Annotated in this window: 16 protein-coding genes; 2 read left to right on the top strand and 14 right to left on the bottom strand. The window is 43.5% G+C overall.

The features are described from left to right. Positions 1-11: 11 nt before the first annotated feature. The gene (locus tag PU629_RS06810) at positions 12-1298 is read right to left on the bottom strand and encodes an ArsB/NhaD family transporter (protein ID WP_275283537.1); all 1287 of its coding nucleotides are present in this window, start codon (positions 1296-1298) and stop codon (positions 12-14) included. A 209-nt stretch (positions 1299-1507) separates the two neighbouring features. Here PU629_RS06810 and PU629_RS06805 point away from each other — a divergent pair, with 209 nt between their 5' ends. Next, entirely contained in the window at positions 1508-1885 is a 378-nt protein-coding gene (locus PU629_RS06805; RefSeq protein ID WP_275283536.1) for a TIGR04086 family membrane protein, read from the top strand. Positions 1886-1986: 101 nt separating this feature from the next. Here PU629_RS06805 and yajC read toward each other — a convergent pair whose 3' ends face one another. The 8 genes from yajC to PU629_RS06765 all read right to left on the bottom strand — a co-directional run bounded on the left by yajC (position 1987) and on the right by PU629_RS06765 (position 8861). Next, on the bottom strand, positions 1987-2319 hold the full coding sequence (gene yajC, locus PU629_RS06800; RefSeq protein ID WP_275283535.1) for a preprotein translocase subunit YajC: 333 nt from the start codon (positions 2317-2319) through the stop codon (positions 1987-1989). Positions 2320-2340: 21 nt separating this feature from the next. Next, positions 2341-3486, bottom strand: coding sequence for a tRNA guanosine(34) transglycosylase Tgt (gene tgt, locus PU629_RS06795; RefSeq protein WP_275283534.1), 1146 nt, complete (start codon positions 3484-3486; stop codon positions 2341-2343). 2 nt (positions 3487-3488) lie between these two features. After that, positions 3489-4529 carry a tRNA preQ1(34) S-adenosylmethionine ribosyltransferase-isomerase QueA gene (gene queA, locus PU629_RS06790; protein WP_275283533.1) on the bottom strand — a complete coding sequence of 347 codons (1041 nt, stop codon included), beginning with the start codon at positions 4527-4529 and terminating at the stop codon, positions 3489-3491. Positions 4530-4661: 132 nt separating this feature from the next. Beyond that, positions 4662-5678: a Holliday junction branch migration DNA helicase RuvB gene (ruvB, locus tag PU629_RS06785; protein WP_275283532.1), complete on the bottom strand. Its 1017-nt coding sequence runs from the start codon at positions 5676-5678 to the stop codon at positions 4662-4664. A gap of 15 nt (positions 5679-5693) precedes the next feature. Further along, positions 5694-6287 (bottom strand): Holliday junction branch migration protein RuvA, encoded by a 594-nt coding sequence (gene ruvA, locus PU629_RS06780; RefSeq protein ID WP_275283531.1) that lies wholly within the window; start codon positions 6285-6287, stop codon positions 5694-5696. Positions 6288-6408: 121 nt separating this feature from the next. Then, positions 6409-6810: a hypothetical protein gene (locus tag PU629_RS06775; protein ID WP_275283530.1), complete on the bottom strand. Its 402-nt coding sequence runs from the start codon at positions 6808-6810 to the stop codon at positions 6409-6411. Between the two features lie 142 nt (positions 6811-6952). Further along, the gene (locus PU629_RS06770; protein WP_275283529.1) at positions 6953-7498 is read right to left on the bottom strand and encodes a YhcN/YlaJ family sporulation lipoprotein; all 546 of its coding nucleotides are present in this window, start codon (positions 7496-7498) and stop codon (positions 6953-6955) included. A 118-nt stretch (positions 7499-7616) separates the two neighbouring features. Beyond that, positions 7617-8861 carry a LysM peptidoglycan-binding domain-containing protein gene (locus PU629_RS06765; protein WP_275283528.1) on the bottom strand — a complete coding sequence of 415 codons (1245 nt, stop codon included), beginning with the start codon at positions 8859-8861 and terminating at the stop codon, positions 7617-7619. 122 nt (positions 8862-8983) lie between these two features. On the opposite strand from PU629_RS06765, the gene PU629_RS06760 reads away from it, so the two are divergent. After that, positions 8984-9514, top strand: a complete 531-nt coding sequence (locus PU629_RS06760) for a transcription repressor NadR (protein WP_275283527.1) — start codon at positions 8984-8986, stop codon at positions 9512-9514. Between the two features lie 24 nt (positions 9515-9538). On the opposite strand, the gene PU629_RS06755 is transcribed toward PU629_RS06760, so the two are convergent. From PU629_RS06755 to PU629_RS06735, 5 genes are all read right to left on the bottom strand, one after another. After that, the gene (locus PU629_RS06755; protein ID WP_275283526.1) at positions 9539-9991 is read right to left on the bottom strand and encodes an ACT domain-containing protein; all 453 of its coding nucleotides are present in this window, start codon (positions 9989-9991) and stop codon (positions 9539-9541) included. 20 nt (positions 9992-10011) lie between these two features. Next, entirely contained in the window at positions 10012-11295 is a 1284-nt protein-coding gene (obgE, locus tag PU629_RS06750) for a GTPase ObgE (protein WP_275283525.1), read from the bottom strand. 75 nt (positions 11296-11370) lie between these two features. Then, positions 11371-11892 carry a Spo0B domain-containing protein gene (locus PU629_RS06745; RefSeq protein WP_275283524.1) on the bottom strand — a complete coding sequence of 174 codons (522 nt, stop codon included), beginning with the start codon at positions 11890-11892 and terminating at the stop codon, positions 11371-11373. Positions 11893-12119: 227 nt separating this feature from the next. Then, positions 12120-12410, bottom strand: coding sequence for a 50S ribosomal protein L27 (gene rpmA / locus PU629_RS06740; protein WP_275283523.1), 291 nt, complete (start codon positions 12408-12410; stop codon positions 12120-12122). 3 nt (positions 12411-12413) lie between these two features. Then, positions 12414-12749, bottom strand: a complete 336-nt coding sequence (locus tag PU629_RS06735) for a ribosomal-processing cysteine protease Prp (RefSeq protein ID WP_275283522.1) — start codon at positions 12747-12749, stop codon at positions 12414-12416.

The following is a 12749-nucleotide window of genomic DNA, read 5'->3' as shown; positions in this document are numbered from 1 at the left end:
TGTTTTCTTTATTAAAAATGAATGAGATATCGGAACCAAAGATAAAGTGTTGAGACAACTAAGGATAAAATAACAACCGGAAAGCCAATTTTCAAGAACGAGAAAAAAGTTAACGGATGATCCGTTTCCTTGGAGAAGCCGGCCACTATGACGTTAGCACTTGCCCCAATCAATGTCGCATTTCCTCCCAAGCAAGACCCTAAAGCAAGCGCCCACCATAAAGGATCTAGATTCGTTATCCCTATGTTGCCCATTTCTTTTATGACGGGGATCATCGTGGCAACAAATGGGATATTGTCGACAAAGCCCGAAAAGAGACCCGATCCCCAAAGGATGATTAATGCCGTACGAGGAATATCTCCATTCGTCATGTCAAGAAGAGCCACCGCTGCTCTATCGATTAACCCAATATGGACAAGTGCGCCAACTAGCATAAATAACCCTGCGAAAAACAATAACGTTTCCCAATCCACTTTTCGAAAGACATCTGAAAGAGAAATGGATTGATAGGTGAGAAGCAGAAGCAGGAAAGCACCCGCCAAGGCTGTTGTCGCCATATTAACATGAATGACCGAATGCAGAACAAACGTGGTGATGGTCAAGGCTAGCACCAATAGGGAGCGCGTTAAAACCGGCCCCTTTTTTAACCGTTCATAAGGATTAAGTTGTTTGAGTCGTCCTTCTAAGTGCGGATCAGGCCTTAATTTCCGCCCATATAGAACGATTATAAAGACCATAACGACAAAAAAATCAATGATCACAATAGGTGTCATGTGTAAAAGAAAGGCATTAAAATCTAAATGAGCAACCGCTTGGCCAATCATTAGGTTAGGTGGATCGCCGATTAAAGTAGCGGTTCCGCCTATGTTTGAAAAAAGAATCACAGATATTAGAAACGGCTGTTCAGGCAGTTCAAGCGTTTGGGTCAGTCTAAGCACAACAGGTACAAGCAAGAGCACTGTCGTCACATTATCGAGGAAAGCTGATCCGATTGCCGTTAAAAAGCAAATCACGATTAAGATAAAGATCGGCCTGGCCCCTACTTTTTTTGCCAAGAGCAGAGCCATATATTCAAAGACCCCTGTTTGAGCCGTAATCGTGACAATGATCATCATCGCTAATAACAGAAGAATCGTGTCCCAATCGATGGCCTGCTTGATGAGCTCCCCAAAAGGCGCCACCCCAACGATCACCATGAGCAAGCCGCCGATAATCGCAATAAAAGCCCGATTAAACACCTCCAACATCATAAGAATGTAGCAACCAACAAATAGGATGAGTGCAAGAACAAGCTCCACTCTGTCCCCCCTTCCAGCCCTTTATACATCATATGTCCAAGCTCTTGACTTCATGAAACTTCTAAATATAGCCAAGCCAGAATAAGATGTTAGAGACAAACTCTTATGTACTTGCCCTTTTCAAGTCTGAGCCAAGGAGACAAACAAAACCCGAGGAACTTGAGAAGGCATGCGCAGTACTTATAAATATAAAGAGGGAGGTGAAGAACATGTCTAAAAAAATGCTGACAGCTGCCGGCTACGGCATGATGGCTTCCTTTGTGGTGATACTTCTTTGTGCTTTGGTCGTCGCCATGCTCTTAAGATTAACCGCTTTATCTGAAAACGCACTTGGCGTTTGGCCCATGATCCTCTCCTTTATTGCCCTTTTCATCGGGGGAATTTTCTCTGGAGCAAAGCTGAAAGAACAAGGCTTAATCATTGGCGCCCTCACCGGTTTACTTTATTCTCTTTTTATCTTTGCTATTCTCTTCCTAGGTTACGATCACAGCTTATCTCTCCATCAACTCACTGTTGGCCTTATTAATATTGTGGTAACCGGGATCGGCGGTATTTTAGGCGTTAACCTCTTTGGACGCCTGAACTAACGAAGACAGCCTCTGAAACAGCGGAGTCAGACTCCTTCCGAGCACACAAAAACTCAAATAAAAAAAGAAGCGGATTGCCGCTTCTTTTTTTGTGTGACTTATTAATCTTCGTCTTTAGCTTCCCCAACTTTTGCCTCAAGACTTTTTTCTGATTTTTTCTCATGTGGATTCGTACGTTTTTCAACAATGTCACGAATGGCTTGTCGATCAAACGTTAATCGAGAATTGCCGTTACATTTGATTGTAACAGTCGAATCATCAATCGTATCCACAACTCCGTGCAATCCGCCAATGGTGATAATTTTATCACCTTTTCCAAGCGAACTTTGCATTTGCTTTGTTTTCTTTTGCTTATTTTGCTGCGGACGAATCAGCAGGAAATAAAAGATAGCAAAAAAGATAATTAATGGTCCAATCGTTTGTAATGCTCCCATCATTCTCACTCCTCTTCTTTATTAAAAATTTTTGGCATTTGGCCCGTTAAACCCGTACTTTTCAAAAAACTCGTCTCGAAAATCAAGCAACCGGTCCTCTTGAATAGCTTGTCTAACTGACTTCATCAATTTTAACAGAAAATATAGGTTATGATAAGTCGTAAGTCGAAATCCAAAGGTTTCATTTGCTTTGACAAGGTGGCGGATATAGGCTCGAGAATAAGTTCGGCAAACATGACAGTCGCAATTTGGATCAAGCGGCCCAAAATCACGTGCATATTTGGCGTTTCGAACAACTAAACGTCCCTCACTTGTCATAAGTGTCCCATTTCGTGCAATTCGGGTAGGAAGCACGCAGTCAAACATGTCAATGCCTCTTATAGACCCATCGATTAAAGAATCCGGCGACCCCACTCCCATCAAGTAACGAGGCTTATTTGTTGGAAGTAATGGTGTCGTATATTCTAGAACCTCGTTCATGACAGGCTTCGGCTCACCTACTGAGAGCCCCCCAACCGCATAACCTGGAAAATCAAGGGCTGTAAGCTCTCTTGCACTTTGTCTTCGGAGAGCCTCATATTCTCCGCCTTGAACGATGCCAAAGAGTGCCTGGCGATCCGGGTTCTTGTTAGCGGAAAGACAGCGCTCTGCCCAGCGGCTTGTCCGTTCAACAGAAGCTTTCATATATTCATACTCCGCAGGATAAGGCGGACATTCATCAAAGGCCATCATAATATCAGATCCTAAAGCATTTTGCACGCCTATGGACTTTTCTGGAGACAGAAATAGCTTGTCCCCATTTAGATGATTGCGAAAATGGACGCCTTCCTCGGTGATTTCTCTTAAATCACTGAGGCTAAACACCTGAAAACCACCGGAATCGGTTAAAATACCTTGATCCCAATTCATAAAACGATGAAGCCCCCCGGCTTCTTCTACGATGTCTTCACCCGGTCTGAGCCATAAGTGATAGGTATTGCTTAGGATGACACCTGCTCCCATCTCCTTTAGTTCCTCCGGGCTCATCGTTTTGACCGTTGCTAGTGTCCCAACCGGCATAAACATAGGGGTGTCAAAGGTACCATGCGGCGTATGGAGTTTTCCTAAACGGGCACCTGATTGTTTGCAGGTCTTAATCAATTCATATGTAACAGGCTGACTCATCATGTCTATTCCTTTCTTTCTGTTACAAGCATCGCATCACCAAAGCTAAAAAAGCGATAGCGCTCTTGAACAGCTGTTTCGTACGCATGGAGAATAAAATCTCGTCCTGTAAAAGCACTGACAAGCATAATCAATGTGGACTTTGGCAAGTGAAAATTGGTAATAAAGGCATCGACACCTTTAAAGGTATAGCCAGGAAAAATAAAAATATCCGTCCAGCCTGAATCCTCCTGGAAATAGCCGTCCCTCTTCTGGGCGAGCGTTTCCAGCGTCCGTATGACTGTTGTCCCTACCGCAACGATCCGGTTTCCCTTCTCACGGGTCTGATTGAGAACATCAGCAGTCTCTTGAGTCATTTGATAAAACTCTGCATGCATATGATGCTCTTCAATCGAATCAACCTTTACTGGACGAAACGTTCCAAGCCCAACATGCAGAGTGATAAAAGCGATATGAACGCCTTTTTGTCTGATCGCTTCAAGTAACTCTTCCGTAAAATGAAGACCCGCTGTTGGTGCCGCTGCGGACCCGTTATTTTTGGCATAAACCGTTTGATAACGATTCTGGTCAGACAATTGCTCTCGGATATAGGGAGGTAAAGGCATGGTCCCAAGTTCCTCTAAACGTTCTTGAAAAATGCCGTCATAGGAAAAACGGAACCGGCGGCGACCCTCATCCAGCAAAGCCACGCATTCAGCTTTTAACTTCCCGCCTCCAAACGACACCACTGTTCCTTCTTTAATTCGTTTGGCCGGCTTTGTTAAGCATTCCCAGTCATCACCTTCTATTTGCTTAAGAAGAAGCACTTCCACATGAGCGTCCGTGTCCTCCTTCACTCCAAAAAGGCGAGCAGGCAAGACCCGTGTATCATTCAGCACGAGACAGTCTCCTGGATTTAAATAATCCAAAAGATCGGTAAAAGTGCGGTGTTCAATCGTCTCTTTATTAGGATTAAGCACCATTAGACGAGAACTCGACCGATCTTTTAACGGGGTTTGAGCAATAAGCTCCTCTGGTAAATTAAAATCAAACTGTGATACATCCATTTCAAATAACCTCCTAAAAAAACACAACAAGAAACCGATTTAATCATTAGTTAACGAAGTCATCCAATTATATTCAAAACAAGCGATAAGTCTTAAGGATGGGTGGGACAACTATTCCGAACGGTTATTCTTTCAGGAGAGGTCTGTCCCCCCGAGCCCTTCATTTTTAAAATGCTCATAAACAAGAGGCGTCACTACCCGTCCTCTTGGTGTCCGCTGTAAGAAGCCGATTTGCAGTAAATACGGTTCGTAAACATCTTCAATCGTATGACGTTCCTCGCCTATCGTAGCCGCTAACGTATCCAGTCCGACTGGACCCCCGCCAAACTTCGTCATGATACTTGAAAGAAGAAGATGATCGATATGATCGAGTCCTTTTCGATCAACCTGAAGTCTCTCAAGCGCTATTCGAGCCATCTCTAATGTGATATCCCCATCATTCTTGACCTGTGCAAAATCTCTTATACGCCTTAAGAGACGATTGGCAATACGCGGGGTCCCGCGAGACCGTCTCGAAACTTCATCGGCAGCCTGGGACGCAATCTCACTCCCTAGAACCTTAGCCGTTCGAGTCACAATTTTGGCTAACTCTTCCGGCTCATAATAATTCAGCCGGCAAACCACTCCAAACCGATCCCTTAAAGGAGCGGATAAATAACCTGCTCTTGTTGTCGCGCCAATTAAAGTAAAGGGAGGGAGGTCCAGGCGAACGGAATGAGCCGTTTCTCCTTTTCCTAGCACAATGTCCAGACAGAAATCCTCCATCGCCGGGTACAGTACCTCTTCCACGGCTCGAGGAAGGCGATGAATTTCATCGATAAACAGAACATCCCCTGGCTCTAAGGCGGTTAGAAGGGCAGCTAAATCACCAGGCCTTTCAATAGCCGGCCCTGAAGTCATTCTAATACCAGCACCCATTTCCTGGGCAATGATCATAGATAAGGTTGTCTTCCCAAGTCCCGGCGGCCCATATAACAAAACATGGTCTAGCGGTTCTTCACGTTGCTTTGCGGCTTCAATAAATATACTTAAATTCGCTTTAACCTGTTCTTGTCCGATATAATCCTTTAATGTTTGGGGACGAATGCTCGCCTCCGAATCCACATCCTCTGGCACTGAATCCATTGAAACCAAACGCTCTTCTTCCATGTCTCTCCCTCCTCTCTAACCTTTTAAAAGCAGTTGCAGGGCTTGTTTAATATATCCCTCTGTTGTTAATTCCTTACCCTTCAGCTCTGGACTAATGCGAGTAATTTCTTTCTCTGAATAGCCTAAAGCTTGAAGCGCCTGGAATGCTTCTTCCATCGCGTGTCTAGCGGAATCTGGAGCCGTATCATCTATTTGCTTAACAGCAGGGCCGGAGACGGATTTGAACTTCCCTTTCAAATCCAATATAATTTGGCGTGCCGTCTTCTTCCCAATACCAGGGAATTGAACGAGATAACGCTCATCCTCTGTCTCAATGGCTTCAATGACGCGCGCCGTCTCTCCCGTTGCCAGCACGGCAAGCGCCCCCTTTGGACCAATCCCCGAAACACCGAGTAATTGAACGAATAACTGGCGCTCTTCCCGCGATTTAAATCCGTATAGGTTAATGGCATCTTCTCTGACATAATGATGAGTATAGATCGTCGCGGACTGGTTTTGCGTAAATTGATAAGGATTCGGGCAATAGATTAAATACCCAATTCCTTGATTGGCAATTACCACAGAATCAGTGGAAACCTGTACAACTTTCCCCTCTATAAATTCGTACACCTGTTCTCCTCCAACTCTAAGTAGGCTATCTTTCATCATACCATAATAATAAGCAAAGGGTCAGACCCCTTTTGCACAGAAGTCAGACCCTTATAGACTTAATCGTCATTTTAATTCGTTTTTAAGTTGTAAAGGCATCTATTTCAAACTGAATAAAAGATTTGATTCGTTCAACCGGATTATAAGAGGCGGTTTCTACTTCTAATGCCTCTTCCCCTTTCATGCCCATAATGGCAATAATCGATGCAAGGGGCGATTCCCGTTCAGCTTTCCTTTTAATATACAACTCCCCATTCGCTTCCTTGATAAGCGAATAGTTGTTATGCGTTTCTAAAAAGGCGTCGGTTGAGATGACATGCTGATTATAAGTTGTATGGATTACCACCTGGTCAGGATAAGCCGTTACAACGTGAACGGTTTTGAGCTCTTGTCTTTTTGGAAATGACTCAGCAGAAGCAGGGCTTGCTATATTCATTAAAAAAAGAAAAAATACAATTAAAAGTCCAATCCTTTTCTTCAACATGACTTATTCACCTCAAAATCTGGTAATGGTTCAATCAACCATTATTATGATCTATTGCCTTTGTTTTTTATGCATGTTAATTTTTTTTACTTTCTTAACGTAAAAAAAGCTAGCCCATCTTGCGGGCTAGCTTTATTACCTTTTATCGAGCATTATTTTGGAAAGGACGTGTGACCGCATCTCCCAAGTCATTTAGAATACCGCGGACATCTGAATTGATTTCACGTGCTGGTGCATTATTCATAATTCGATTGTTGAGCGTTGTCATCCGATTAACGGTATTTTGATCGGTCACCACTTGCACGTTTTTATTTCCCACATATTGCTGAACCACATTTACCACTTTCTGATTGGTATTGGCATCAGCGTTTGCTGTTGTCGTAATACCAACGTATACGGTATTGCCAGAAATCAGAGTTGAAGCGTATTTGACCCCTTTAATCTGGTTTACTCGCTTGGCAATTTTTTGTGCTGTTTTCTGTGGAAAAGTCATGTTGCGATAATTAACATTATTGTAGCCATTGTAATTATTGACATTCGATGCGGCATTTGGATTCACTTGATTTGTTTTATAGGTAACATTTTTCATCGGTGTGTTATTATCTTGAGCTGCATTATTTGCTCCACACCCGGTTAATAGTGTAGCGGAGATTAAGGCTGCAGACATGAAAGTTAATGGCTTTTTCAAAAGAAATCCCCCTTTCAACACTTATATTGGCTGAAAAAGGGGGGGATTAATCAGGTTACTTTTAGTCGATTAGGAAATATAAGGTGAGTGAACCATCACGTCAGTTCACCTTCAACTCCTATTTTTTGTTAGGCGGCAGAGGGAAGTCCGGTTGATAAGGAGGCTCATGATAATCCACATAAGATTCCCACATCGCATAATCAGGCGTTGATGAGCCGATTGGGTAAGACCCATAAGCTGGGTAAGTCCCGTTCGGTTGATACGGTTGCTTTGGATAAGGCTCAGCTGATTGATAAGCAGGGTTCGGATAGGGTTCATAGCTTCCTGATTGAAAGCCTTCACCAGAAGGATTCATGGCATAATTGGGATAATTCTCTTGATTATAAGATGGATTGGCTGAAGGAACCGCCATTTGTCCGTTTTGAAATGGTACGCCAGTGGACGACGGGTTGGCGCTTTGGTTTTCTTGATTAAAAGGAACAGAAGCCTGGTTGTTTTCAAAAGGAAGGCTTGAGTATCCCGATTGTGCCGTTCCAGAGAATTCACCTTCTGATTCCGGCGAATAATTATAGTATGGATAGGTGCTTGGAGGGGCATAGCCTTCAGCTGGATAGGCTCGCTGATTCTCATCCTGATAAACGCTCCAATCATAATAATAATCCGTTTGTGGAGCTTGGCAGCCAAAAGAATCGCGATACGGTATATAATCGGGCGGCATGGTACTTGGTGCGTAATCATAATAACTGTTCCCGGCGAGTTCCCCTCCCTGATAAGCCTCCCCCTCAGGTCCTGCCGTTCCAAATTGAGGAGTTGGACTTGGCTGCGTTCCCGTATAAGGGTAATTTGGATACCCATAATACGGATTAGGTGTCCCTTGTTGAAAAGGATAGCCGGTCTCTTGATACGCCGTATGAGTTCCCTCTGGCAGCCCATTTTGGGACTCTTTTTCCTTCATTGCGTCTGGAAATGGATCTTCAATTACAGAAGAAGAGGACATCCCTTCAGAAGGAATTTCATAGGCAACATCTTGGTGCGGCATCGAAGGAGCTTTATATGGATCGGGTTTGTAGGTATAAGAATTTAAGCTGATCGCGATTGGTTCGTTTTCCTCAGAAGGCAGCACCCTGTCTTTCTTTGAAGACACTGATTGTGCCTCGTTTTTCTTTCCAAGCTCTTTTTTCTTCTCCACAGCTGAATTTCTTCTAACCGGCTTGGCTTCCGTTGGGATCTTCATTTTCATTCCTGGCTTGATTTGATCTAATTCCAGTTGTGTATTGAATTGTTTAAGTGCCGATAGAGAGACGCCGTGCTTCTGGGCAATCTTTTGAGCCGTGTCGCCTTTTTGCACAATATAAATTTTCAAGATATAATCCCTCCCGCAAGAACTCATTATAGTATATGTGGGTATGGGCGAATTGCCACTATATTTTTCAGAAGTGCTGCCGAAATTGAGTTATAATAAAAGAAGAGAAGAGAGGTGATCAGGTGGAACAAGACAAGCTATTGGGGGATGAGCGTCGGGAGCGTCTCTTAGGGTGGTTAAAAGAAACACGTAACCCCATTACTGGGAGTGAATTAGCCAGACGTACCAAAGTCAGTCGTCAAGTCATCGTCCAAGACATTTCCTTATTAAAAGCAAAAAATGAGCCAATCATTGCGACGGCTCAAGGTTACGTTTATATCAATCAGGATTTTTCAGCGATGGTATCCAAAGTTATTGCCTGCAAGCATACACCTGAGCAGACCGAACAGGAATTAACGATTATGGTTGACCACGGCGTAACAGTTAAGGATGTGATTGTGGAGCATCCTGTATACGGGGAAATAACAGCCAATCTTAGACTTAGTAATCGAAGAGAAGTGCAACATTTCCTCAGCCGTATCCAACAATCGAATGCTTCTCTTTTATCTAATCTAACGGATGGCATCCATTTGCACACACTGGTGGCAACAAATGAAGCGGCACTAATTAGAGTTGAACGCGAGCTGGAGAAAGAAGGATTTTTACTCGTTTAACGGTGTTGTTTTAAGCAATTCGGTTTAAATCCCACCGGTTCCAACAATATCCACTTTTTCAACCTCATCGATCTGCTCAAGCTCCTGAATGAGATCATCCACGTTTATCGTCAGCATAGAGGTATCCACTGAAAGAGACAAGTTGGCTCGCCCTTGCAGGGGAATGGTTTGATGAATCGTTAACACATTCCCCTTGTTTTGGGCTAATTTATCGAGAAGCTTTGTCAGTGTTCCTGGGCGATCTTCCAAATAGCAAAACAGAGTGACAATCTCCTCTTTTACAATTTGATGAAAAGGAAAGATGCCATCTTTATATTTGTAAAACGCGCTGCGGCTTAATCCGACCTGTTCAACGGCTTCTTTTATAGTGATGACTTTGCCGCGTTCCAAAAGCTTTTTCGCCTCTAGCACCTTGACCATGGACTCACTCAGTGCATCCTCTCTCACTAGATAAAAACGCTCTCTCTTTTTTTTCATCCGCCCTGATCTCCTTAAACTTAATCCAAGAATTCAAATTCAAAATCTAATATGCGTACGATTTCTCCATCCTCGATGCCTCGTTCTCTTAAAGCCTCATCGATTCCCATGCCCCGAAGCTTTCGAGCAAATCGTTGAACCGATTCATCCCGGCTAAAATCTGTCATTTTGAACAATTTTTCCACTTCTTCTCCACTAATCACATAAGCGCCATCATCATCTCTTGAAATTTTGAACGGCTCTTCCTTTTCAGCCTTAATGAGAAAAGTGACTTTTTCTTCAGTAAGATCTTCCTCTTCCAGCGGAAATTCCGGTGTTGTTTTAAGCAATTCTGCAACTTGGCGGAGAAGAGGCTGAAGGCCATCTCTTGAAAGTGCTGAAATAGGGAATATAGGATAAGAAGATTCGATTTTCTCCTTAAAACGTTCAAGATTCTCTTCAGCTCCTGGCATGTCCATCTTATTAGCCGCAATAATTTGTGGGCGCTCCAATAAGCGAAATCCGTAAGCTCTTAATTCTTCATTAATTTTTTCAAAGTCTTCATAAGGGTCTCTTCCTTCTGTTGCAGCCATATCAATAACATGAACGATGACCCGAGTTCTTTCTATATGACGCAAAAATTGGTGCCCAAGCCCTTGACCAAGGTGGGCTCCTTCAATGAGACCGGGCAGATCGGCGACGACGAAGCTGTCTTCATTTAAAGAAACCACTCCCAAATTGGGGGATAAGGTTGTAAAATGATAATCCGCTATTTTCGGCTTAGCGGCAGATATTACAGAGAGAAGGGTTGATTTTCCAACACTCGGAAACCCAACTAAACCCACATCTGCCAGCAGTTTCAATTCGATTTGAATATCCCGCTCTTCACCAGGCTCGCCATTTTCCGCATGGTGAGGGGCTGGGTTGGCAGGTGTCGCATAGCGAGTATTCCCTCTTCCGCCGCGCCCTCCTTTTGCAATAATCGCACTTTGGCCATTTTCAGTCAGGTCGGCAATTTTCTCTCCTGTTGCAACATCGTAAACAACGGTTCCTGGAGGCACTTCGACAACTAAATCCGTTGCATTTTTCCCATGCTGGTTCTTAGACATGCCATTCTCCCCGCGCGGAGCCTTAAAGTGGCGCTGATAGCGAAAATCCATCAGAGTTCTAAGACCTTCTTGTACAACGAACACGACATTGCCGCCATTGCCGCCGTCTCCACCAGCAGGTCCTCCATTCGGAACGTACTTCTCACGGCGAAAGGCAACCATTCCATTGCCTCCGTCACCGCCTTTTACATAAACCTTAACTTGATCGACAAACATGGCGATCCTCCTATATCTATTGGCATCTCACTCGGCCGAAATCGGATAACTAATTAAGTTCTTGACACACAATCCCTAGAGCGTGTGAAGATTCATGGTAAAATAGATCGCCTCTTCATCTTGAAAAACATCAAAAGGCATGGTTAAAGAAGCCGCTGTCTGTTGCAACGCTCCAATATCAAGCGGTTCTCCCAGCGAAAGCTGCAGGGATAAACAGACCTCGTGATCATCTTTGTAAATACTGATTAAAATAGGGATTGACGGAATTAGAGTTTTAATTGTGGTTATTAGTGTTTCCAAACTTTGTGTAATTGCTTCATCTTCCTTGGATAAATCAAGCGTTAGAGGTTCTACTTCTATTTTTAAAGGATAGTCATTATTAAGCGATTTATGTAAAAGCAAAAAAGCGGTTAACTGACCTGCCTTTAGATTAGACAAATTAGATTCCTGTTGTGCTTCTTCCACAATTTGATGAATGATTTCATCAATGCGGTCCAGGCGGTTGAGGGCTAAGTTAGCTTTTATAAGCTGTAATTGATTTAACCAATCATGTCTAGTCGCCCGAAAAACTTCAACCAATTGATTTTCATTAATCATAGAAAAGCTCCCATTTAAAATTATTTAGGTTTCCCTTCTTTCATTCTAATCGAATCTTGGTATGAAGTTAAGATATCTGAGAAACTTAATGGTTATTTTATAAAATGGTGTTGTATATAAAAAAACTGACTCAAGGAGGTTCGTCTGAATACGCCGTAAAAGAACCTTCGTCCTAAACAAGCGCTATTCGAAAACTCACCCTCGAGTCAGCCTTTTATGAGACACTATTATGCTTCTTGTGCAACTGGGTAAACGCTCACTTGTTTGCGGTCACGGCCAAGACGCTCAAAGCGTACTACACCGTCAACTTTTGCAAAAAGTGTGTCGTCACCACCGCGTCCAACGTTCAATCCTGGATAGATCTTAGTACCGCGTTGGCGGTAAAGAATGGATCCACCTGTTACAAACTGTCCGTCTGCACGCTTTGCACCAAGACGTTTAGCAATGGAGTCACGACCGTTCTTAGTTGAACCTACCCCTTTTTTGGATGCGAAAAACTGAAGATCAAGCTTTAGCATTCTCTACACCTCCTCTTCCCTAACTTGTATGTGCTCGCCATAAGAGGCGACAATGGTTTTGATTGAGATAATCAAGCCTTCAAGCAAAAGCTGTGTTCGTTCTCGCTCGGTTTCTGTTAGATTGGAAGGTACCGTCAATCGGATATAGCCGCCGTCAGCTGCCTGATCGATGTCCGGCTCGTAGCCAGCTAGTTCAATCAAGGCATTAATGCCTCCAAAGACGACCGATGAAACACCAGCACATACCAGATCATACCCATAAGGTCCTGATTCGGCATGTCCCTTAACCTCTAACAGAGACACCCTGTGGTCTCGACGTTCAATGAGAACCTGAATCAT

Origin of the sequence: Pullulanibacillus sp. KACC 23026 (assembly GCF_029094525.1) — a bacterium.
Lineage (GTDB): Bacteria > Bacillota > Bacilli > Bacillales > Sporolactobacillaceae > KACC-23026.
This window is presented reverse-complemented; position numbering and strand designations above follow the sequence as displayed.